Raw genomic sequence first — 23,128 nt, 5'->3', positions numbered from 1 at the left:
GAGAGCCCATAAAAAGAACGTGAGTACTCAAGCCTTCCCCGCCATTTATGAGTTAGGTCCCGATTTCTATAATGAAGTCGAACCTGCAAGCTTTCCCAAAGCGATTTTACGCTATCGCAATCAGGATGCCGCAACTCAATTGGACCTACAAGACCTGAGCGAAGAGGCGTGGAAAAAGCATTTTTGGGGATTCGAGAGCCTTCCTCAAAACATCAAAAAGCCCCTGGCTTTGCGTTATCACGGCCACCAATTTCAAGTTTACAATCCTGATCTCGGCGATGGCCGCGGATTTTTATTTGCACAATTTCTTCGTGATGGAAAACTTTTGGATCTCGGCACAAAAGGCAGTGGCCAAACTCCCTACTCTCGCCGTGGCGATGGCCGATTAACACTAAAAGGAGCCTTTCGCGAAATTCTCGCAACCGAAATGCTCGAGTCTCTCGGAGTCAACACCAGTAAAACTTTTTCCGTTTTTGAAACCGGTGAATCCTTAGTTCGCCACGATGAACCTTCTCCGACTCGGGCAGGGGTTTTAGTCCGCCTCAGTCACAGTCATATTCGCTTCGGAACTTTTCAGCGTTTTGCTTTCTTAGGAGAGGCTGAAAACGTCAAAAAACTTGTTCAATACTGCATTCGACATTTTTATCCAGAACTGGCGTCGTACTCGGAAGATGAACAAATATTTTTGTTTTTACAAAAAGTTTCAGAAAGAACCGCCGATACAGCTGCAGGCTGGATGACAGCGGGCTTTGTTCACGGCGTGCTGAACACCGATAACATGAATATCACCGGAGAAAGTTTTGACTATGGTCCCTATCGCTTTCTTCCCCACTATGATCCGCATTTTACCGCTGCCTATTTCGACCAAACAGGGTTGTACGCTTACGGTCGCCAGCCGAGCTCGGTCCTCTGGAATCTCTTTCAACTCGGCACCGCTCTTAAGCTTGCCTCCCCGCAATTGGACGTGGAAGCAGCCCTGGCTGATTTTGGTGACGCTTTTAATTTCGCAACACAAACGCGTTTTCTTAAGCGTTTGAATTTACGAAATCCACTGCTTGACGAAGCGGGCTCGCAACAACTCACGCATCAGTTGATCATGCATCTGTTTCAGTTTTTGGATAAATCAAAAGCGCTCTTTGAGCAGACTCTTTTTGATTTGCATTCAGGAGTTGCTCCAGATCGACTCACCCGCTCACCGCAAGCTGATCTTTACAAAATTCCTGAATTCAAAGCTTTAGAAAATACCTTAGATAGCTTTGAAGTTTTGGACGAGCACGTCATGCGCCACCCTTACTTTACCAACACCCGCCCTTGCGCTCTTTTGATCGACGAGTTGGAAAGCATTTGGGCCCCGATTGCTGAGAAGGATGACTGGACAATGTTTGAACAGAAACTTGCGCATATCCGCAGCTTCAGAGGCGTTTACTAAGCTAGAGATTATCGTGACGCACCGCGCCCTTTAGTTTTCGAAAGCTTCCGAACACATCTCGCTCTTGTAATTGATACTCGGATTCCGAATTAGTTGTGATTTGTCCGACCCGAATGATACCAAGCTCACATGAAAGAAGCTCTCGTATTCTATGAAGATTATCGTCGCTATCTGAATGAAGTTTTTGAACTTCGTATCGCTAAAAATCCAAATTACTCGCTTCGTGCATTTGCGCGTGATTTAGGAATTGGCGCTTCCACTCTTTCAGAAGTTTTGCAGGGAAAATACGGACTCTCCACCCGCAAATCTCGCGATGTGAGTTCGCGCCTGCGCCTCAGTGACGTGCACCAACAACACTTCTGCGATCTGATCACAGTTCAACACAGTCACAACCAAAGCGAGCGCGAACGTGCGCGCATCGCAATTGAAAAACGTCTGACTCAAAAAATGCAAGAACTCAGCCGCGATCAATTCGACACGATCTCCGAATGGCAGCATCTCGCTTTACTCGAGTTGATGGAAACAGCGAGCTTTAAATCTGACACAGCTTGGATCGCAGCACGCTTAGGTCTTGATGAAGACGTGATCACGGAATCTATCGAACGCTTAGAACGTTTGGATATGGTCATTCGTGATGAAAACAACAACTGGAAACCAACTGGAAGCTTTACGTCTGTCGAATCTAAACTCGCTTCAATCGCTATTCGCTATTATCACAAACAGCTCATTGCCAAAGGTGTCGATGCGATTGAGGAGCAAGCAATTGATGAGCGCGATATCAGCTCGACTGTTTTCGCGTTATCTCCAGAAGACATCCCGGTAGCAAAACAGCTTCTTCGTGAATTCAGCCAAAAACTTGCGCTGCAACTTTCTAAAAATAACACCAAAGACGAAGTTTACTGTCTTAGCATGCAAATGTTCAGCCTCACAAAAAAGGTCCAATCATGAAACGCTTGTTTAAAACCTTTCCTCTGATCATCTTTATTTTTCTTGGATCGCTCGCACAAGCCGATGTTCGCTATGTGGGAAATGCCGGCACCGGTGTTTTGATCGATGATGTGCCTTATCTTTTAGATCTTTACGAGGTCGACAACACCAATCCCCTGATTGATGAGTCGGTGCAACCACTGCCTGAGTATGTCACGGCTCTTTTAAACCTCGATATTCTCACATCTCACGAAATCAAACTTTTGGCGATCAAACTCACAGAGGTTCGTCAGTTTGCACCTTCATATGCAGACTCACTTGTGGTTGCGGCAAATCAGTATGTGTGGCGTTTGGTAAGCACACCTTTGACGTTGCTCCCGGATGCATCGCCGGTTGAAGTGAATAACAAGCTTGTGCAATTAGCAAATCGCTATGGTCCTTATGTTCGCATCAACCAAACGCATTGGAATAAACTTCCATCCTCCAACCGTGTGGCGTTAGTTCTTCACGAAATGATTTCAGCAACTCTTGAGTTAACGAAAGTTCCGGGGCAACCGCACTTGTTCAACCAAGATATCGCAGCGGTGAGAAATCGTGTGGCTTATATTTTCCTGCCACAGTTTAAATCTCGCGGGGCCCAAGCCTTTCTAAATCTCACCGGAGTTCAGTGGGGACTCTCAAAACTCGTTGATAAACACACTTATGAACTGACGCAAAATATTCTCAGCTGGAAGATCGCCAATGGTGACGATGTCCTCAATATCCACAGTCAATTTGTGAGTAACAATGGCTTAGACGAAGGTTTTTGCCGTCTTATCGCAGAAAAGCTTAAAACGACAACATCCATTACCAGCACATTCTACTATTCGTCGGCGATGGTATCGTTGAGCTTTATCAACTATAACTCCAGCTTCGGCACACAAAGTGCTCTTGAAGAAACAGCACCTAACTTTCACTGGAAGCAAATAGTAAAAATTGAATTTACAGACGCCAATGCCGCTGATTGCTTAAAAATTTTAGAAAAGGCGACAGCTGAAGTTTTCAGACGTTTTAATATGCCTACGATCAGTCGTATCGAACAATTCCCACGCCGCGTACGAATCGGTGATGACAGCTTGAACTAATTAAAAACCCGACCTTATCAGTCGGGTTTTTCTTTTTAGTGAGATTGATATCCTGAGATCTTCGCAAGCTTGTTTCGGAACCAGAACTTAAAGTCCTCGATAAAGCCAAAGGCCGCCGGAACGATGAGCAACGTCAAGAGCGTTGAACTCACAAGTCCACCGATAATCGCAATACCCATTGAAGTTCTCATCGCTGATGCCTCATTTAGGCCAATCGCAATTGGAATCATACCGGCAATCAATGCCAGAGATGTCATCAAGATCGGGCGCAGACGCGTGCGGCAAGCCTTTAGTAAGGCCGCATTTCGCTCAAGGCCTTCGTGGATCAACTGATTTGTATAATCCACCAAAAGAATTGAGTTCTTCGCCACAACACCCAGCAAGAGAACAATACCGATCAATGAGAAGATATCGATCGTCTTACCAAACATTAAGAGTGCCAAGAATGCACCCGTCATCGCCAGTGGCAAAGCCAAAAGGATTGAGAACGGAGTTATAAAGCTTTCATACAAGCTCGCCAAAACCAGATAGATGAAAGTCACGCCCAAAAAGATTGCAAGCAACATGTTTGCGATCAACTCTTTAAAGTCATCCGCTTGACCTTGGAACGCGTACTCAATTCCTGGAGGTGGTTTCAATTCTGTTTTCACAATCTTTTCAATTTCAGCAGAAATTGTACCGAGCGCTCCACCTTTTGCTAAGTTTCCAGATATTTGAATATAACGGCTCTTATTCTGACGATTGATCTGGGAATAGCCTTTCGACTCTTCTCCCTTTGCAATTCTAGGCAAAGGAATCATATTCAAATTGGCATTTGGAACAAAGGTCGAAGCAAACTGCGTGCGGAGATCACGGAAGCCTTCTTCGAAACGAACGCGGATTTTATAGTCGATTCCTTTTTCACGATAAATCGCTTCTTCATTTCCTTCCGTACGGTTACGAAGCTCGGCACCGGCTGTCACAGTAGATACGCCAAGGGCTTCGGATCTCTTACGATCAAAGACCACGTGGAATTCTGGTTTACCTGCTCGGAAGTTTGTATCGACATCAACCAGACCCGGAATCTTCTTCATACGCTCGACCAATTTCTCGGCATAAGCGTTAAGTTCTTCCAAGTTTTCACCCGTGATGTTGATATTGAGTGGCTTTTCACCTGAGTTCACAGCATCAATATCACCTAATGAAACAATAGCATCTTTTTCAAACTGCGGAAGCTTCTGACGAAGAGTTTCCTTATAATCCGTCGTCGACATGGAACGCTTTTTAGCTTCTACCAGTCGCACGAACAAAGACGACTTATTGGCTTCGTTATTTGTCGTCCCGACGATAGCGAGAACCATATCAACGGCTTTGTCACCTTCAAAAAGGGCTTCCACTTTTTTCGTAAAGTCACTTGTTGCCGTCAACGAAGAACCCACTGGAAGTTCAATATTCACCATGAACTCCCCGTTGTCTGCCGCGGGCAAGAATGTTTTCGGAATGAAGGCAATTGTCACAAGCGACAACATAAAGATAATCGTTCCACCCAATAACACTGTTTTAGGATGAACCAAAGTAAACTTCAGTGCACTTTCGTATTTATTCTCTAGTCCGGTTTGGAATCGATCAAACGCATTCAAAATACGATCCACAATTCCCGTGCCACGCTTATGCTCATCGGCGTGAGCCATGTAAGCAGACAACATCGGTGCCACCGTAAAGGCGTCGAACAAAGAGATCATCATCGTAAAGACGACGGTCAGACCAAACTGCTTAAAGAACTGCCCCACAATACCTTGGAGGAAAGAAATTGGACCAAACACGGCGATCACAACAAGTGTTGTCGCAATAACGGCCATGGCCACTTCTTTTGTTCCTTCTAAAGCGGCGTCTTTCGGTTTTTTCCCCATTTCCAAGTGACGGAAAATATTTTCCCGCACCACGATGGCATCGTCGATCAAGAGCCCCACGGCCAATGACAAAGCCAGCAAGGTCATCAAGTTAATCGTAAAGCCCATCGCATACATGATCACAAATCCACCCAAGAGCGAGTTCGGAAGTGCCATAGCTGTGATGAACGTCGAACGTGCAGATCCCAAGAAGAAGAACACGACCACAACGCAAAGAAGAATACCGATCAGGATCGACTCTTTGACGTCATAAACGTTTAGTTCAATCGGACGAGACGTATCACGCACCAGAGAAACCTGCCCATGCAGACCTTTTTCTTTTAGCATTGCATTGGTGCGCTCAATACGTTTTTTGATATTTTGAGCCACTTCAACAGTGTTTGCTCCACGCTGTTTATAAACGTTCATCAAAAGAGCAGCCTGTCCTTTAATACGACCAATCGTTTTTTGATCCTCAAGACTCTTCACGACGCGGCCGATATCTTCGATTAATACCGCACGGTCGGATCCAATAAAGTTCACATTCACTTCGGCGATTTGCTTCAAAGAATCAAATTCCCCACGTGTGCGCAGATTGATTTCATTTAGCGGGTTTTCGATTTTTCCGATCGGAATATCTTTGGAAGTTTCAATCACACGTCTAGACACTTGCAACATCGAGATTTTACGATCTTGCAGTTTGTTCTTATCAATCAGGACGTGAATCTCTTGCTTTCGTCCACCAAAGATATCCACTTGGCCCACGTCGCGAATACGTTCGAACTGAGGCTTCACCACTTCGTTGGCTAAGTCATAAGCTTCACCCTCCGGCAGATCCGAAGTCAGTGCCAAAGTCACAATCGGTTGATCGGCAGGGTCAAAGCGGCGGATCACAGGCTCATAAATCTCTGTCGGAAGATCCTTACGAATATTTCCAATCCGATTTCGCACCTCTTGCTCGGCCTCTTTGATATCGGTCCCCAACTGGAACTCGATGATGATGATTGCCACACCGTCAAGGTTGCTCGAAGTCAAAGTTTTAAGTCCGGAAAGACTTCCCACTTCGTCTTCGATAGGTTTTGAAACTTGTTTCTCAAGATCCAGTGGCGATGCCCCTGGATACGGAATTTGCACAAATAAAACGGGGAAGGTCACATCCGGGAACATATCCACGGGCATGCGATTTAACGAAAAACTTCCCAAGATCAACATCAAGAGAACGATACAAGAAATAAAAATCGGTCTTTTGATCGATAAGCCAGGTAAATTCATACTCTACTATTCCTCAATAGTGATAAAGAGGCGTCCTTGTGACTCCATCTTTCTCTGTTCAGATCTTAGGCGGTAAAGATTTAATTCAGCTGTCGCGACATCTTCTTCTGAGTTCACGACGTTAAACGTGATGGAGCGACCTTTATTGAAAAGATCCACTTGTGCTTTTTGCCGAGCAGATTGAATGCGCACAGTTTCAGTTGCGGCTTCCACACGTTTTGTCATTTCAACGTAGCGACGGTTCAGTTCTAACCATGCACTGTCACTGTCGAGCATTTTCCTTTCGCTGCGAAGTTTTGCTGCGAGCGCATCTTTCTTCGCTGCATTTTGTGCTGCATCTTTAACGTCCGTATCAAACATATAAACCAAATTCAGACCCACTTTTGCCGTTGGCAGGTCGGTATTGGTCAAATTTGAAGTCGCTTCCGACATATCTGATTTCAGGGTGTTCGTGGCGTAAGATCCAGAAAGAACTAAATCAGGACGATAAGCGTCTTCCACTTCTTTTGCTAAGAACATCTTTGCCTTTGCATCAAGCGACGCCAGATAAGACTCTAGTGAAACCACGCGGCCTTTTTTATTTCCGTCCACCATTGAACTCAAAGTACGGGCTTGGGAAATATCACCATCTAGTTTTGGAAAAGGTTCCGAATCCGGAAGCTCCATTGCATCGCGAATTTCACGTTTATATGTTTCAAGATCGTCTTGCGCTGTGATGAGTTGCAATTGACGGACAGACACTAAACCTTGAGTTTCCAAAAGGTCGGCGCGATCACTGATCCCGTCACCCACGCGACGTTTCGTCCAACCTTCGATTTTTTTCGCACGTTCTAACGACTCACGCCCGATGCGCAGAGCTTCGTTAGCAAAAAAGTAATTCCAGAATGAGGCTTCGGCATTGATCAGCAACAATTTCTTTTGCAGATCGTAGGAGCCTTTTTCCGCCTCAGTTGCGGCTTCTTGACGGTCCCAACGCAAACGAGTGGCGTGACCAAATGAATCTTTCCACAGGGATTGATTTAAAGACACGGCGAGTGTACCGATTCCGAATTTTACGAAACGCGGATCTGCAATAGCTCCCGTGTTTTCGGTTTCCGAAGTATTTGCAGAAATGCCAACCGTTGTTCCAGTTGAAAACTTTTTCCCCAAACCTAAATTGTAAGAAAGAGTTCTCGATTCTGTCGCACCGAAAAGTGCGAATTGCCCGAGAGGGGCTTTGTCACTGAGATAATTCACACCTGCGACAAGAGTTGGAACCAACTCAATGTCACCGGCCTCTTCACGGAGGTCGGCAGCTTCTTTCGAAACATCTAATGATTGAATAGTCTTATGTTTGCTCTCAACAATTTTAAGATATTCCTGCAAAGTCATTGCAGAAACAGGAGTTTGCCACAAAAGCAAAAGTAGAATTCCCAAAACTCCTTGATTCATTTCACGATCCCTTTCTGAAGCTGCCTTCACCCGATGAACTAAGAGACGGAACTATTAGCCGCCTTTTTTGCAATCTTCACAGCCACCCTTTGCTTCACCTTCGTGAGAGCAGTGACCGCTTGCACATTTGTGAGCTGTCTCTTTGCCACATGCACATGCAGCTTTTTCAGATTTATGAGCGCATCCTGCAACGGCAAGAAGGAACATAGCGGACATAAGTACTTGTTTGAATGACATGAACACTCCTTTGTATGTCAAAACGTCTCTAAACAGATTAATGATGTGTCCCTGCATCGCCAAGATAAGATTCGCGCTTTTCCTCAGATTTTTTGCGAAATTTTACCGCGGTCGCACGGATGTACTGCGCCATCTGATGCCTTCTTAAGCAAACCGAGAATCACTCGCAGATTAACGCGGCGCGCTCCGTAACTAACGGAAATCTGACAGAATGTTTTGTTGAATCTCCGTCCGAAGTACGGCTTAATGGCGACCAAATCTTCGGGGGGAGACTTTATGGATTTCGTGAGTATCATGAAATTCCGACAATGGATCATAGGACTGTGTCTTTTATGCCTATGCTCGTCGGTTACATTCGCACAAACAGTCGAACCCTCAGATACTCAAGAACAACCGCCAGCGCCCGTTTATAACTACAAAGAATTCTTTACTGTTGATGAAGACAACCTCGAGTCTGCAACGACAGCCGGTCCGGAATACGGCCATGTGATGGCTTTTTCCCCAATGTTCTCAGCTGATCAATTTGTACAAGCTGTGAAAGTCCTAGTCGTCAACCTGCTCCGCTGGACTCTGCATAACGAGCTTGTGCAAGAGCCACCAGAGCGTTACATGCGCAAACTTCACTTTGGCCGTTGGATCAATGATCCAAGTGATGACACTTGCATGAACACGCGTGCTCGCGTTTTAGTGCGCGACAATCTGGGCGACCTCACCTTCCGCAATGGCAAACAATGTATCGTGGATACAGGTCTTTGGAATGATCCCTACGCTGGCAAACAAGTCACAACGTCGAAAGAAATCCAAATCGACCACATGGTTCCGCTAAAGAACGCTTATATGTCAGGCGCTTGGCAATGGGACTACAAAACCCGTTGCTTGTATGCGAACTACACGGGCTTTAAAGATCATTTGATTTCCTCAGATGCCCACGAAAATATGTCGAAGGGCGATAAAGCACCAGACAAATACATCCCACCGAATTTGGCTTATCGTTGCACGTACCTAAGAAACTGGTTGGCCGTGAAACTGATCTGGGGACTTAATATGACTCCAAGTGAGGTTCAGGCGATTCATCAAACTGTGGTGAACTACAACTGTAATCCAAAAGACTTCCGCTTCACAAAAAAACAACTCGAAGATCAGCGTAATAATATTAACGACAATCTTGAGTTCTGTATGCAGAACCGATGAGTTTTAAGATCCTCTTTGAAGACGAGTACTTTCTCGTTGCGGAAAAACCTGCGGGACTTCCCTCGCAACCCACTGTCGATAAAAAGCGCCCTGACTTCTTTACGTCGCTTAAAAAGCAAGTCTCAGAGCCTCCCCACTCGTTGAACTATTTGGGTCTCCATCACCGCTTAGACCGCGATACGTCCGGCGTTATGATCTTCACAAAACAAAAAGCTGCGAATGACAGCCTGGCAGATTTATTTAAGTCTCACCGTATTCAAAAAACGTATTTGTGTCTGACTTCGCGTCGAAAAATGCCACCACAATGGCAGGTTGAAAATTTCTTAGCTGAATACCGCGATCCAAAACTAAAAAAAATCCGCATGCGCTCGGTGAATTCTGGTGGTCAAAAAGCGATCACGGATTTCAGATTGCTCGAAGATTATGCACGTGGAATGTTGATTGAAGCCAAACCTCGCACCGGTCGTATGCATCAGATCCGAGTCCATTTGGCGGAAGCGCATATGGGGATTTTCGGTGACGACATCTATCCATGCTTAAAAATTCCGCAACCTCCGCGTTTGATGCTGCACGCACACGCGCTGGAATTCGAACATCCCTTTACTCACAAGGCGATTCGCATCGAGAGCCCGATGCCTGAAGATATGCAGGCCTTTGCCGTTGACCTTTCTATTAAGAAGTGATTGAATTCTTCTTCTGCGTGCCCCGGTGGCGAAACTGGTAGACGCACAGGACTTAAAATCCTGGGCTTCCTTTACAGGGGCGTGCCGGTTCAAGTCCGGCCCGGGGCACCACTTCTCAACCTACTTCAAAACCTTTGGTAGGACCGATCCGATCAATTGAGTTCTTTGAACAGTTTTGAATGGCGATTCGAAATCACCTAAGCCAGAATAGTCCACCCAATTGCCGAAAGTATCTGAGCGCGAACCGTATTTGCCGAAATAAGCTGAGGTTGGAATGCCATAGGCTTGCATCATTGTGACCCAAAGGCGATTGATGGGTTGGCCGGCACCGAGCTCCATTTTAAGGTTCCCATAAGAACCATATGAGCTCGCGCTTCCGAATCCTTTTGCGTAGTCAGCAAAGTTGAGAGCTCTTCCGCCGTTCAGACGTTTATCACCAATCAATAAACTCCCCATATTAATTCCAGAATGTCCGAACGACATTTCAGGAGAATAGTAAATCAAAGTGTTATCAAGATAAGTTTCCGCAGACTCCGTTGTATTCAAATTTTTCATCAGTTCATAAACAACGTTATCTAAAACCCATTTCTGTGCACCTAATAACTTCGGATAGTTATTTGTGTGACCATAATCTAAATGCCATGGTCGTGGTTCAGTATAAAAATTAATTGCTTCTGTCGAAGAAGCCAATGCCGACGCAAAGCCGACGTTAAAGACACGGCATAAGTCACATTTGATGAAGAGGGTGATTAAGCGAACCACATCTTTATAGTAAGTGGATGTATTGGCAACAGCACTGCTGCCCGTGGCGATATCGTTACTTCCACTTCTAGCGATCTTAGTGAAATCATTTGCAACTGAAGGACATGAGTTGCTTCCAGGAGTTGTTGTTGTCTGTGGAGTCAACGACTTGGAAACCTCCGAAAGATTTTGTAAGTACTCATCTAAACGAGCTTTATCTTGGGCGCTGGTTTTCGTGCTGCCCCGTACAGAAACTGCGCTATTATATATTTGATCAATGATACCTTTTCGAGTCGCATCTCCAGTTGTCGTCGTCGTGCCCGGAGAACCCGTGCTGGCTTTAAAGTAAGTTGCGAATATCTGATTTAAGTTACCATTTAAACTTAACTCCATAGTGCCAACTTCTTGCCCACGTCCACCGGCGCCAGTTTTTTCGCCGGAGCAACTCTTATCACCAAGTCTTAGTGCCATGCCTGGTGCTGTGTCCGTTGCGCCTGAATAAATCTGTGATTGGCGAGCCAAAACTCGGTCTATAGTGTAATTACTGTTCATCGATAACTCCGACCCTAAATTGGAGTTAGCCGTATTACCCATACACCCTTGCGAGCCGTGATCTAAGCGGCCCGGAAAGTCTAAGCCCCCGAGCATCACCATTCTTGAAACATAGGAATTGAATTTACTATCGAGTGCACCTGAAATCGATCCGTTTTGACTTACGATTGATGAGAGAAGGGTTTCACTAAAGTTAAATCCACCCTCTTGAAAGGCCGTCGTATTTGTACTGTAGGGTGCCGTGTTATTTTTGCCGACAAAGCCGGTGGGAAAAAGCAATTGTTGCGGAAATTGATCCGAGGTAGCGATTCCGATAAAACGTCTTGGCGAGGCGGCAACTTGTGCCAGGAGTTCGCGCGGAATCAACGAAGATAAAAATGGAATCGCCATATATCCTACGGCCGTCTTTATGAACATGCGACGATTGATTAAATCCAAGGAAACTGCATCAACATTTGATGAACTCATTTTATTTCGTTTACTCATTGATCTTCCCCCGCGACCTATTAATTCATACGTCTTTGTCTAAAACCGGCATCAATGGCCAATGCCTTCAGAATATCTAAAATACTGCTATTCGCAGACGCCTTCTCTGCTATTCGACTCAGCATACAGGCATCATCACCAGTACTTACTCTGCCGAAATGATTGCGATAGATTTGCGTCGCAAAACAAACGTGTGCTTCTTTGCTTTCATTAATTCTATTTACCAGTGTGACTGCGTTGTCGACACTGACAGTCTGACTTCCCAAGACAATAGAATGAGTTGTGTCGGTTGCCTTATCAGCCAAGAACTTGCCGCTATCGTCATAGATTTTTTCAACATTTTTTCGATTGCGTGAAAAGATGTCGTATTGTTCAAACGGCATTCCGAAGGGTTCAAGTTGTCCATGGCAACCTATACACGAACTTCCCCGTGGAACGAGGGCCTCATAATGCTCGCGAGTCGTGCGCACGATCGCAGGGTCAACAGCTGCAGGTGTAAAAATTCCGCCTGGCGAAGCGAACTGTCGGCAAAGAACATGTTTGAACATTGTTCCGCCCGTCGCGAATGGATTATTTCTGTCACCACCGTGAATTGTCATTGCCGCCTTGGTTAAGAAACCCAATCTGCTTTCAGTGCTTGGGATTGTCGGTGGTGTCTGACCTGGTGACCACACCGAAGTGCCATAGACCTGGGCCAGTTTTGTATTGGAAGCAAATGACTTGTCTGAGGTCAGTAGATCAGTAAATGACCCTGGTTTGTCGACAGTGTAATATCCAAACATATCCTTCATCTCTTGCAGGGCGGCCTTTCTGAAAGTGCTGCCCTCACCACCAGCTAAATTGATAAAGCTATTTGAAATAGCACTCGCTCTTGGTGAATTTGGAAAATTTGAATTTGTGAGTCGCAACCATTCAGAAGCGAACTGCCAAATATTCTCTTTCACTTTGGCTGGGTATGTCGCGACGAGGTAGTCCACGGCTGAATTGATATCAGTTGCTGTACTTAACTTGCCATCGGCCGCAAGTTGCAACATTTTTTTATCTGGAGTAGAGCCCGTGATCAAATAAGAGACTCGTGAACCAATGGCATATTGATCCAACACCAGCATATTGCCCGAGTTCGTACCATTGACTTCATAGTGATAAATAAAGTCTGGTGCCATCAACATTCCGTAGATGATGTAATAGAGTTTGTTGTTGGCAGAGCTTTCATTAGCCACGGTCGCTTTAAATTGTGATACTTCTGTCGTCGAAATTTTTCTACGATAGACGCTTAGACCAAATGAACTAATAAATTGATCCAGACAGGCATCCGTCAAAGCCGTATCACTGTAACAAGCGACGTAACTGCCAAAGAGCTGACTTCGTTGTGCTGAACTCAAAGTTTTTATTTTTTGAACGGCATTCCAAATAGTCGTATCGTATGTCTTTAAGAACTCAGCCGTAACAGTTGTTGCGCCTTTGCTAAATAAAAACGGTGCTGTTAACGAGTCCTGGATCCGTCTTGGAGGGATCGCATCTAAAGTGGAAGTTTGAAGTTGCGTTGTTGGATCAGTACTTACTTCAAATATCACATTAAACAAATTCACCGTAAAAATATCTTTCAACGTATTTTTCAATTCAAAATCGCTGAGGAGTTTCACAGTGTGATAGGCCTGATTTTCACCAGCCACGTTGCAAGATACCTTCAGGCCATCCAAAGCATAGTTAACTGCAGTCGTCGGTGGCTCGACGAACAAAGCTTGCGCAATGGCTGCGATCTGCTCTGTAGATAATCGAATCGCATTCATTTGAGGTTGTGAGGTTATCGCACTGGAAATTTGTTGAGCTGTGCGGTTGATTTTCGTGCTGGTTGCAAGAGCACCATGGCACGAAGAACAGTTGTTTGCGTATAAAACTTTTCCATCTAAAATGGGCTCAATTCGCTCAAAATTTCTAGAGCTGGTTCCGACATTTCCGATAGCATCAGTTTGCGAGGCAGTGATCGTTTTCACTCCAGCGCCGGATGAAAAGTTAATGTTTGCCTGAAATGTCGCCGCGACACAGGAAACGCTTCCCGAGGCCGCAATCCCCGTTCCTGAAATCGTAACATTCAGTCCCGTTTCACAACTTCCACCTATAGTCAGGCCGGTATCGCTTTGGGTACCCGCAGCTGGATTAAGAATGCTCACTGCTGGAGCTGTTGTATCCAAGATAAAAGATCTTGAATCCTGACCCGTTTGATTTTGAGCATTGGTCTGCGACACAATAATATTTTTAGTGCCATCTCCATTCGAAAAACTAATTGCTTTCGAAAAGGCGCCCGCAGTACACGTCGTTTGCGACGTTTGGCTGATTCCCATTCCTGAAATTTGAATAGGTAAATCAGTCACACAAGTACCCGTGATCGTAATGCCAGTTTTAGTAAGAGTGTTTGCAGCCGGAGTTGAAAATTTAATGACCGGTGTTCCCGCAGGTAAAGCGAGTGTAATGTTACGACTCGCACTTCCTTGATTCCCAGCAGCGTCTGTTTGTTGCAAGGTTAAAGTATAAGTACCATTAGTACTCACTCCCCCCACGGAAGCTTGGAAGCTTGAATTCACACAAGCCACTTGAGCAGGTGCAGTTAATGCATTACCCGAAATCGTAACATTGAACCCGCTTTCACAACTTCCTGAAACAGTGATTGCTTGAGAAGTGAGTTGTGCATTCGCGGCAGGAGCCAAAAACTGCAAGGCAGGAGCCATTGTGTCTTTGATAACTGTGACCTGTTTTGATCCTTTGTTTCCGGCAGCATCTATCTGTTCAACTTTGAATTCGATAGGACCGTCAGCTTGACTCAAATTCATGTTGGAACTGAACGTTCCCCCGTTGCAGACCAGACTTTGTGGAGTTCCGCTATTGATGCTAAGTTGAACCGGTAAGCCAGCTTCGCAGGCCCCAGTAACCATCAATGCCGATTTAACATAGGCGCCTTCAAGTGGAGCAAGAATGGCGACAGCAGGAGCCAGGAGATCAGAAGGATCCGAACTTGCGGAATTCATATCCGCGGCGCTCGGATCAAGTTGAAATTGTGGGCCGCAGTTTTGGAATGGAAATGTTGCGAGTGTTAAAGCCAGGATCGCTTGAGTCGTTTTTAAAAAGCGGGTATTTAGTTGTGGCATCGGCATTCCCCCAGCTAAATTATCGGAAGATTACTCGGATTAGTAAAGTAGACCCACCGGAAAATCTCGTATGAAAACACTGAATTTTACAAGTGATGAACTACTTTACAATCTAGATGCAACAGAAAGAAGGTGCCGCAAATATGCAACGCTCGATTCTCATTTTATGCCATAATTCGAACTCGATGCTGAGGCTAAAGAGCTGTTTTCGAAACTGGATGCCGATCTAGCCTTATCCCTATTTTCTGCTTAAAAAAGGCTTTAATAAAGCTAGTTCCGGCCTACTTCTGATCAGCAAAACAAATATTCAGTTCTTCAAGTAGCAACCGCAACCATGGAGCATTTTTTAACTCGGGCCTAAAGACTCCGTAAAATTGGCGTGGCGGGAAAGCTTTTAACGATACAGGAATAATATGATTGTTCGCGCTGACAGTTGAAATATGTGTCGGCACGGCGGCCCACCCTATTCCCGCGTTCACCAGTTTTGCAACACTTAAATAATTTGCTGTTACGCGAGTGATTTGAAATTTTCCAAAATCCACACCGCTGGCTTCACAAATCTGACTTAAAATTTCGTCCGGCTTTTTGTAGCAGATGCATGGCAAATGACTGAGCTCGTTCCAGAGATCTTTGCTTTTCGCTGGGGGTGTTTTCATCATTTTTTTGGGAATGACGAGCATAAAATGATCGCGGAACAGAGGTTTTGCAATCAACTCGCTGGTGTTTGGAACTTGATGGACAATACCGAAATCAATCGTTCGATTGATAATTCCTGTAATCGTCGGAGTATTTGACGACTCAATCAGTTGAACCATACCTGGAAAATTCAGTTTATCGGCAAAGCGATCCAAAATCTCGCGACGAGAAGCAATACGCACAAAAGATTTAGAAGGATCGGCGTGATTCAGGGCTGCTTGCTCGATGACTTCTTGCAGTCCACTGAGCCTTGCTTGCAACTGAACTTGCAATTCTTCTCCAAAGGCTGTGAGCACCTTCTTTCGCCCACGAAACGTAAAAATCGGCTGAGGGAGCATTTTCTCTAAAGCCGCTAGTTGCTTTGAAAGCGCGGGTTGCGAAATACCAAGCAGGCTTGCTGCCGTTTGCATATGCTGCGTTTGACAGAAAGTTATAAAAGCTTCGATAAGATAAACAGGTATTTTCGGCATGGAAGCTTATATAACAAAACGAATACATAATATGAATTAATATTCATTAGCAAAATGACTTTTTTATGGGATGAATTCTAAACCTAACTGAAAGGAACATTTTAATGAAAGAAATTGCATTATTATTCGTTGCAGCGATCTTTACAACTCCATCTGTTCAAGCAGAATCCAAAGTCCTCTATACGTGCACGCCCATCAAACCCACCGAACTGCTCCAGGGCCTTACCGTTACAGAGATTACCGACATTGATTACCTTATCAGTTTTACAAAAAAAGATTCAACCGGCGTCGAACAAGTCCTCGAAGCAGCCGCGATCTACTACGATGATGTGACCTACTTTGGATATTATTCCGGATCTCTTGATGTCGCCATTCAGCTGGGTTCCCCCTACGATCAGAAGGAAGCCCAGATCCTTTACCTAAGAGACACGAGAATTGGGATGAACTGCTCCGAACACTGAGCCCCTGCCTAAAAATACATATCAAAAACGTATATAACCTTACGATTAATAATATTTATAAATAAGGCATAAATACGATACATAGAGTGCGGGTTCGATAACTTTATTCACGGAGACTCAAATGAAAAAAGAATTCATGGCAAGCATTCTGACTGTCACTGCAGGTATGGCCAGCACTGTAAGCTTCCCGCACTACGCTCTCGCACAATCCACATATAAGGCCGAAAAATCCTTCGAACAAAAATTCCGCCTTCAATTAGATGTTCCAGCACGATATAAAAATCACGACGGCACCTACGTCGCAGGTCGCATTTACCTTGAAATCGAACAAAAACGCCTCACACCTTCGGAACAAAATCAAATCCACGGAGAAATGACGGGTTACCTTTACTTTGAAAGCGACGACTATACAAACACGTGGGGAGACCGCAAATACAAGACCTCAGTTCCATTAATGGGTGATGATGGTTTTGGTCTGTTGGATCTTATTCACAAAGATAAGGAAAACGGCCGTACCTATCAACTCTATGGTTGCAACTCAACTCTAACTTATTGTGACGCCACAACGACTGAAGTTTTTTTCCGCACAGATGATCTGGTCAAAATGAACCTCTATATTCCACAGGATCTTGGCGTCGAAGTGGAAGTTCAAAAAAATTGGATCACGGGTGGACGCAACCTTGGCCTGAAAGAAATTGAAATCACAGATTAAGGTGCGACTTGAATTCATCTGAGTTTTCATTCCTTAAAACCGTTTTCACCGAATCAGAGACCGCAAACATGCAGTCTCTGATTCAAGACATCGAGGACCTGAAAACTCAAACCGAGTCCCTGACGCCTCAACAATGGCAAACAGGACTTGAACGATTAAGCCCTGCTCGCCTCGCCTTCTCAGGGTCACTTCGTAGCGGAAAATCAGAAAGCTGGATTGCCGCAAACACTTACGCCTCCGAAAAAATCGCGCAAGACACTCCTCCCTCTGCCCAAGACATCTTTCACCTGAATGCTCTTTTACGCTCTCTTCCCACAGCTCCTCTACGAACCGGAGATGTCTTCCTAGGTCCACATAAAGCCATAGATGCCGAAAAATTACCCGCGGCCTTTCAATATTTTTGCGACGAGATCCTTCCGCAATCCAAGCACAAGCACTCGCTCTTGGGGGCTGCGCTGACTCGTTTTTGGCTGGTGAGTCTTCATCCTTTCGAGGATGCTAACGGCCGAACCTCGGTGATCCTGGCAGATTGGTTGTTACTGTTATCAGGCTATCTTCCCCTTGGATTTAATGAAGCGTCTGAAGGCCTTATCGCCTCCTTTAACCAGCATCGCCCCTCGGCAACAGCCGCCAACGCTGTTTTAAAGACTCTACGGAGTGTACGCACTAGCTACCGCCTGATTTTAGATCTCAATCCCCACCTGTAGTATTTATACTCATTTAGCCTATGTCTTTTGTTTTTATCTATTTTTGATATAACTAATTCAAACCGCGGGAGCGTCTTGTGTTGAATTGGAATTTTCTCGAAACCTTTGTCGTCCTCTCTGAAAATCTGAATTTCAGCGAAACGGCGAAAATCTTAAACACGGCCCAACCGGTTATCTCTCGCCAAATCAAAACTCTTGAAGACAACTTAGGCTACGTTCTTTTTCTTCGGACCAAAAAAAGCGTCACTCTTTCACCGGAAGGTTTAGAGCTAAAAAGAAAACTCGGTCCACTGGTTGAAGAAATCAAACGAGTTCTGATTACCGACCGCAAAGAAACGTCTGCGCTCCTCAAAGTTGACATCAAAATCGGAAGTATGTACGAAGCCGGAGAACTTTTACTCTTTCCCAAAATATCGCAATTTCTTGAGATTCATCCTGAATCGAACGTACACCTCTCGCTAATGTCGTCAGTGAATATCCTTGAGCAAGTGGCTAAGGGATTATTGGATTTTGGTTTCGTTTATATGCTGAGCGATCGCAAATCAATGAAGGCGTTCCCATTAACAACAGATCTACCAGTGATGATTGCCGATAAAAAAACGGCCACCCATTGGAAGAAACAACAGTCTTATAATTTTATCTCCTACCGCGAAAACGACACATATTTAAAAAGCTTTCTACAAAAACACTTTAGCAAAGCCGAGCTTAAAAAAGTTCGCTACACCTCAAGCATTAATTCTCACAGAGCCATCGTGGATTTGGTTCGTGCACGCCAAGGGATGGCCGTTATTCCATTCTCGAGCGCCCAACCTGCTGTCGAAAAGGGACTGGTCGAAATTGTTGAAAAAGATAAAAAGGCGCAGACACTTTACTTGGTCTGCCATGAACAAATCCTGATCGATAAAAGAAAAAAGGCCTTCCTTGAATTTCTCATGAAGGCCTTTAAGACATATTGATTAAATGTGCTGAAAAATATTAAAAGCGAACCCCAACCGTCAACATCGGCATCATTTCGGTGACAGTGTGTTTATCAAACACAATCGTATCGCTGGATTTGTAGGAAATGTTTCGATGAGTTAACTCGACGCCAACATAGAGTGAACCCGAAACCGATGTGATGTAACCTAAATCCGCTTGAAAACCAGAGCCTTCTTTGAAGTCACCTAACTTGGCATCAAAGATATAGTGTGCAGCCACGTAAAATCCATTCTGAAAGTAGTAACCACCGGAAGCACCTAGTGCTGTGCCTGATTCATCTCCGGAACCATTTTGTGTGCTTCGCATCGTATAGATCGCACCGACGTACCACCCCTTAGAAACCAGGTATCCACCTTTAAAATCATAAATAGTCACCTTTGTTTCGGAAGGTCCACCTGGAGACGTGTCAACTTTTGATTCATAGATAAAGACATTCGCTGTAACAATGATATCAGTTTTTTCAAGAGGACGACCGGCATAGACCGTCGATGACAACAAAAGAATCGCAAGTACTAAAACGTTTTTCACTGATCCAACTCCTATTTTGACTAGGATAGATCAGGAAAACAAATGATGTCTACGAACTATTTCGGATAGCTTAATAGGGTCCCGGGTACTTCTGACCGTACTTCTCGAAAATTTTTTGGGGAACTCCGGCCTTGATAAGATCAGACATTTTATCATCCCAGGTACGAGCCAGACCTTTTCCACGCGGCGAATTATGAAAAACCACCCACACTCTTTCAATCACACCACTTGGCTTACTGGTGATCTTGCTACAATCGACACCGGAGGTCTGGCACTCATCTTTGAAGGTATAGGAGTAGTCCAGAAAGATATTGAACCTTTCTCCTTCTAACATTTTAAATCCAGCCTTCACGTCGTTGACCTCCGAAAACGAGATAGAATAAGGAACCAGCTTGTTAAAGCCATATCCACGCAACCAGCCAACACGTTCTTTTTTTAGACTTTCTTGACCTTTAAACTTCAACTTACCCTTTAAATAATAGGCTTCAAGCTCGAGAGCATCCAAGATAATATGCGGTTTCACGAAGGCCTCATCGATATCATTTTCAGCAATCAGACCATCACATTTTTTATTGCGAAACTCGGCTTGCGCCCTCGCCCACGGAAGAAATTTAATTTTTACTTTAAGTTGTGGCTCATAAACCTTTTTAACTACTTCCAAATAGCTTCCGGTACCATTCACATTCGTAAGACCGTCCCATTGATCCACACAAAGAATCAGATCACGCGTGCCGGGGTTCGCCTCAATAGGAGAAAGGGAGATCTTTTGTTCGTCAACTTGAATGGCGCTGGCTTGGAAGGAAGGAAAGGACGCCGACATAGTACAATTTTGGAATATCAAAATCATTCCAAAAACAGCCGGAAGAGATATTACCGTCATACGCCAGTTCATTATTCATCCTCGACATGATAATCGAGGAATTTATCGGCTTTTCAGGAGATTAGTTGAGACACCAAAGACACTGCGCCTCACCTCGAGACAGGAATGTCATTTCCACGAAATCGGTCCGGCACTTTTTCCGTATTCTTGACAAGATCATTCTCGTTTTCTAGCGTGGAGATACACATTACCAAGGTCTAGATAAATGATTTACAAAAATGGCCCAGAAATTCTACAAGTCGATTTGGTCTCGACATGCAATGCCCAATGCCATTTCTGCTTTCGCCAAGACTCTCTTGGTCATCCTCAACCTCACTACCCAAAAAACGTTCACTTAGATCAGGATTTGCTTATGAACGGCCTCAAGGACCCCGCGTTTCAAAATCTACAAGAGGTTTTATTCTGCGGAAACTTTGGTGACGCACTAGCAAGTCCTCACCTCCTAACGATCATCGATGCGATTATTTCACTGCGGCCCGAAATGGGAATTAATATTCACACCAATGGCAGCCTTGGAAGCAAACAGCTATGGCAAGAGCTTAGTTTACGACTTCGCGGCCAGGGACGCTTTGTTAAATTTGCTATTGATGGACTTCACGACACCAACAAAATTTATCGCAAAGGCGTTGAATGGGAAAAAGTTCTCGAGAACGCAGAGACCTTTATTAGAGGCGGCGGGCGCGCCATTTGGAAATTCGTCGTTTTCGACCACAACAAGCATCAAATCGTGGAAGCTCAAAAACTTTCTCAAAGACTCGGTTTTGCTCGTTTTATAACCGTGCCCAATTACTTCCCAGAAGGTGAATCAAGACTCTTCTCGGAATCTTATCCTCCATCTGCACAGGCCCAATATGAGGTGACGCCTGAGAACCGAAAGCAGATTCAAATTGATTGCAAAGTTTGCCAGACCTCTTCTGTCTTCTTGGATTTTGACGGACGACTGTGGCCTTGCTGTTGGATCGCAGGCTGGAAGTACTCAAGCGAAGCCGCAAAAAGACGGTTTCACCAAAAGCATTTTGAATCTATGGATGAGAGTTTCAACTCCCTCCATCACCATACAGCTTCAGAAATTTTAAACCATCCGTGGTTCCAAAAAAACTTACCTCAATCTTGGGAATTCACATCGAGTTTTCCTTTACACTATGAATGCCTCAGCACTTGCGGCAAGTCGAATTAAAATTTCTCAGGAATATATTTAAACTTATGTTTGCTTTTAGAGGCAGAAATCTTCCGTTTTGGAAATTTGACTTCTTCTGGGGGAAGCTTTTTATATGGTATCTGCTCTAAAATATGTCGGATCAGGTTCAATCGAGCTTTTTCTTTGTGATCTGAATTCACCACAAACCAAGGACCCCAAGCTGTATCAGTCATCTCAAACATTTCATCTCGAGCTTTGGTATATTGATCCCAGAGCGCAAAAGATTTCACATCTATCGGAGAAAGTTTCCACGTTTTTCTTTCATCATCAACCCGATCACGAAGGCGCTTTTCCTGCTCGTCAGGACTTACTTCCATCCAATACTTTAATAAAATAATACCCGCGTCCGTAATAGCACGTTCTAGAAACGGCACATCTTTTAAGAAACGCTCTACCTCTTTGTCAGAGCAAAATCCCATCACTCTTTCGACGCCGGCGCGATTGTACCAGCTACGATCAAAGATCACAATTTCGCCTGCGGCAGGCATATGACGAATATATCGCTGCATATACATCTGACTTTTCTCACGATCAGAAGGGGTGGGCAATGCCACGACTCGAAAGACGCGAGGGCTGACTCTATCTGTGATGGCTTTTATTGCTCCACCTTTCCCCGCTCCGTCACGACCTTCAAAAATAATACAAACTCTAAGGCCTTTATGAACAACCCAGCGCTGCAAGTGAACCAACTCGCCGTGAAGCTTTTTTAATTCTTTGAGATAAACTTTTTTACTGATCTGTTCCGTCTTTGGAGTTTCTTCAGTGTTGATTCTCTTTTTGGTCATCACTTCCACCTTCACTTCGCGTTGTACACAAAATACATAACCACTTATTGCCTTCCAAATCGGTTTCATCCCATTCATTTAAGACACCAAAGCCCCGGGCACTCAGGAGCTTTTCCAAATCATTTAAACTCGATGGAACGGCATCAGGGGGACGATCATAAGGAATCGAAAAATAAAAAGGTGCTTTGTCTGGCAAAATTAAATGAATGATATTGAGCTGCAGTTCGAAATTCTGAAGGTCCGTATTTCTAAAAGCCCCACCAGCCCAAACCGACCCAATCTTATCTGGCAATTTGATCATTGCTAATTTGTTAGTAGTGGCACAGACAACCTCGAAACCACTCTCTTTAAGCTCTTTGCAAGTTTCGGGATCTGATTCAATACCGACTGGGTGAAAACCCCGCGCGCGAAGTTCCTCCAGAACTTCCTTCTGGCCACTTTCCAAGGTTAAAACCTTCAGATCACGGTTGGCGAGATCTAAAAACTGCGAAAATGCTGGAATATACAGTGCAGGAAAACCAGGAGTCAAAGGTGTGATTTTTTCGACAGGTTGCTTGATAGGCTCCATGAAAACCCCCTCCTTCATTGGATGAAGTTTTCATGGGACACGCAAGACCTAGGAAAGCATC

General features: G+C 44.7%; 20 protein-coding genes and 1 tRNA gene. 11 read left to right on the top strand and 10 right to left on the bottom strand.

The genetic code is table 11. From position 1 onward, the window contains the following. The first annotated feature begins 19 nt into the window (after positions 1 to 19). The 3 genes from ACLWOR_RS11175 to ACLWOR_RS11165 all read left to right on the top strand — a co-directional run bounded on the left by ACLWOR_RS11175 (position 20) and on the right by ACLWOR_RS11165 (position 3,480). Entirely contained in the window at positions 20 to 1,429 is a 1,410-nt protein-coding gene (locus ACLWOR_RS11175; RefSeq protein ID WP_413940814.1) for a protein adenylyltransferase SelO family protein, read from the top strand. Positions 1,430 to 1,558: 129 nt separating this feature from the next. Further along, positions 1,559 to 2,377: a DUF4423 domain-containing protein gene (locus ACLWOR_RS11170; protein WP_413940813.1), complete on the top strand. Its 819-nt coding sequence runs from the start codon at positions 1,559 to 1,561 to the stop codon at positions 2,375 to 2,377. Further along, entirely contained in the window at positions 2,374 to 3,480 is a 1,107-nt protein-coding gene (locus ACLWOR_RS11165; protein ID WP_413940812.1) for a hypothetical protein, read from the top strand. The genes ACLWOR_RS11170 and ACLWOR_RS11165 overlap by 4 nt, the downstream gene beginning before the upstream one ends. 35 nt (positions 3,481 to 3,515) lie before the next feature. Here ACLWOR_RS11165 and ACLWOR_RS11160 read toward each other — a convergent pair whose 3' ends face one another. From ACLWOR_RS11160 to ACLWOR_RS11150, 3 genes are read right to left on the bottom strand one after another with little or no spacing between them, the layout of a single operon-like run. After that, positions 3,516 to 6,620 (bottom strand): efflux RND transporter permease subunit, encoded by a 3,105-nt coding sequence (locus ACLWOR_RS11160; RefSeq protein WP_413940811.1) that lies wholly within the window; start codon positions 6,618 to 6,620, stop codon positions 3,516 to 3,518. Between the two features lie 6 nt (positions 6,621 to 6,626). Beyond that, a complete protein-coding gene (locus ACLWOR_RS11155) occupies positions 6,627 to 8,051 on the bottom strand; it encodes a TolC family protein (protein ID WP_413940810.1) in 1,425 nt (474 codons plus the stop codon). A 54-nt stretch (positions 8,052 to 8,105) separates the two neighbouring features. Next, entirely contained in the window at positions 8,106 to 8,288 is a 183-nt protein-coding gene (locus ACLWOR_RS11150) for a hypothetical protein (RefSeq protein WP_413940809.1), read from the bottom strand. Positions 8,289 to 8,564: 276 nt separating this feature from the next. On the opposite strand from ACLWOR_RS11150, the gene ACLWOR_RS11145 reads away from it, so the two are divergent. The 3 genes from ACLWOR_RS11145 to ACLWOR_RS11135 all read left to right on the top strand — a co-directional run bounded on the left by ACLWOR_RS11145 (position 8,565) and on the right by ACLWOR_RS11135 (position 10,273). After that, on the top strand, positions 8,565 to 9,479 hold the full coding sequence (locus tag ACLWOR_RS11145) for an HNH endonuclease family protein (RefSeq protein ID WP_413940808.1): 915 nt from the start codon (positions 8,565 to 8,567) through the stop codon (positions 9,477 to 9,479). Beyond that, positions 9,476 to 10,162: an RluA family pseudouridine synthase gene (locus ACLWOR_RS11140; protein WP_413940807.1), complete on the top strand. Its 687-nt coding sequence runs from the start codon at positions 9,476 to 9,478 to the stop codon at positions 10,160 to 10,162. The genes ACLWOR_RS11145 and ACLWOR_RS11140 overlap by 4 nt, the downstream gene beginning before the upstream one ends. 19 nt (positions 10,163 to 10,181) lie before the next feature. Beyond that, a tRNA-Leu gene (locus ACLWOR_RS11135) sits at positions 10,182 to 10,273 on the top strand. 9 nt (positions 10,274 to 10,282) lie between these two features. On the opposite strand, the gene ACLWOR_RS11130 is transcribed toward ACLWOR_RS11135, so the two are convergent. From ACLWOR_RS11130 to ACLWOR_RS11120, 3 genes are all read right to left on the bottom strand, one after another. Continuing rightward, the gene (locus ACLWOR_RS11130) at positions 10,283 to 11,941 is read right to left on the bottom strand and encodes a DUF1552 domain-containing protein (protein ID WP_413940806.1); all 1,659 of its coding nucleotides are present in this window, start codon (positions 11,939 to 11,941) and stop codon (positions 10,283 to 10,285) included. A gap of 20 nt (positions 11,942 to 11,961) precedes the next feature. Beyond that, complete coding sequence (locus tag ACLWOR_RS11125; protein WP_413940805.1) at positions 11,962 to 15,084, bottom strand: DUF1592 domain-containing protein; 3,123 nt, start codon at positions 15,082 to 15,084, stop codon at positions 11,962 to 11,964. 281 nt (positions 15,085 to 15,365) lie between these two features. After that, positions 15,366 to 16,250 (bottom strand): LysR family transcriptional regulator, encoded by an 885-nt coding sequence (locus ACLWOR_RS11120; RefSeq protein WP_413940804.1) that lies wholly within the window; start codon positions 16,248 to 16,250, stop codon positions 15,366 to 15,368. 104 nt (positions 16,251 to 16,354) lie between these two features. Here ACLWOR_RS11120 and ACLWOR_RS11115 point away from each other — a divergent pair, with 104 nt between their 5' ends. The 4 genes from ACLWOR_RS11115 (at position 16,355) to ACLWOR_RS11100 (ending at position 19,086) form a co-directional block, all read left to right on the top strand. After that, on the top strand, positions 16,355 to 16,711 hold the full coding sequence (locus ACLWOR_RS11115; protein WP_413940803.1) for a hypothetical protein: 357 nt from the start codon (positions 16,355 to 16,357) through the stop codon (positions 16,709 to 16,711). Between the two features lie 121 nt (positions 16,712 to 16,832). Further along, on the top strand, positions 16,833 to 17,423 hold the full coding sequence (locus ACLWOR_RS11110; RefSeq protein ID WP_413940802.1) for a hypothetical protein: 591 nt from the start codon (positions 16,833 to 16,835) through the stop codon (positions 17,421 to 17,423). A 68-nt stretch (positions 17,424 to 17,491) separates the two neighbouring features. Further along, positions 17,492 to 18,130: a Fic family protein gene (locus ACLWOR_RS11105; protein ID WP_413940801.1), complete on the top strand. Its 639-nt coding sequence runs from the start codon at positions 17,492 to 17,494 to the stop codon at positions 18,128 to 18,130. Between the two features lie 77 nt (positions 18,131 to 18,207). After that, the gene (locus tag ACLWOR_RS11100) at positions 18,208 to 19,086 is read left to right on the top strand and encodes a LysR family transcriptional regulator (protein WP_413940800.1); all 879 of its coding nucleotides are present in this window, start codon (positions 18,208 to 18,210) and stop codon (positions 19,084 to 19,086) included. A gap of 19 nt (positions 19,087 to 19,105) precedes the next feature. Here the strand turns inward: ACLWOR_RS11100 and ACLWOR_RS11095 are convergent, their stop codons facing one another. After that, the gene (locus ACLWOR_RS11095; RefSeq protein WP_413940799.1) at positions 19,106 to 19,636 is read right to left on the bottom strand and encodes a hypothetical protein; all 531 of its coding nucleotides are present in this window, start codon (positions 19,634 to 19,636) and stop codon (positions 19,106 to 19,108) included. Positions 19,637 to 19,706: 70 nt separating this feature from the next. Further along, entirely contained in the window at positions 19,707 to 20,456 is a 750-nt protein-coding gene (locus ACLWOR_RS11090; protein ID WP_413940798.1) for a hypothetical protein, read from the bottom strand. A 265-nt stretch (positions 20,457 to 20,721) separates the two neighbouring features. On the opposite strand from ACLWOR_RS11090, the gene ACLWOR_RS11085 reads away from it, so the two are divergent. Next, positions 20,722 to 21,693, top strand: coding sequence for a radical SAM protein (locus ACLWOR_RS11085; protein WP_413940797.1), 972 nt, complete (start codon positions 20,722 to 20,724; stop codon positions 21,691 to 21,693). On the opposite strand, the gene ppk2 is transcribed toward ACLWOR_RS11085, so the two are convergent. Continuing rightward, the gene (gene ppk2, locus ACLWOR_RS11080) at positions 21,690 to 22,502 is read right to left on the bottom strand and encodes a polyphosphate kinase 2 (RefSeq protein WP_413940796.1); all 813 of its coding nucleotides are present in this window, start codon (positions 22,500 to 22,502) and stop codon (positions 21,690 to 21,692) included. The genes ACLWOR_RS11085 and ppk2 overlap by 4 nt on opposite strands. Then, positions 22,474 to 23,067, bottom strand: coding sequence for a hypothetical protein (locus tag ACLWOR_RS11075; protein WP_413940795.1), 594 nt, complete (start codon positions 23,065 to 23,067; stop codon positions 22,474 to 22,476). Before ACLWOR_RS11075 ends, ppk2 begins: the two co-directional genes overlap by 29 nt. Positions 23,068 to 23,128 lie beyond the last annotated feature (61 nt).

Source organism: Bdellovibrio sp. HCB2-146 (assembly GCF_047345725.1).
Taxonomy (GTDB): Bacteria; Bdellovibrionota; Bdellovibrionia; order Bdellovibrionales; family Bdellovibrionaceae; genus Bdellovibrio.
Note: the sequence above shows the minus strand (reverse complement) of the source record. Positions and strands in the feature narration are given on the sequence as shown.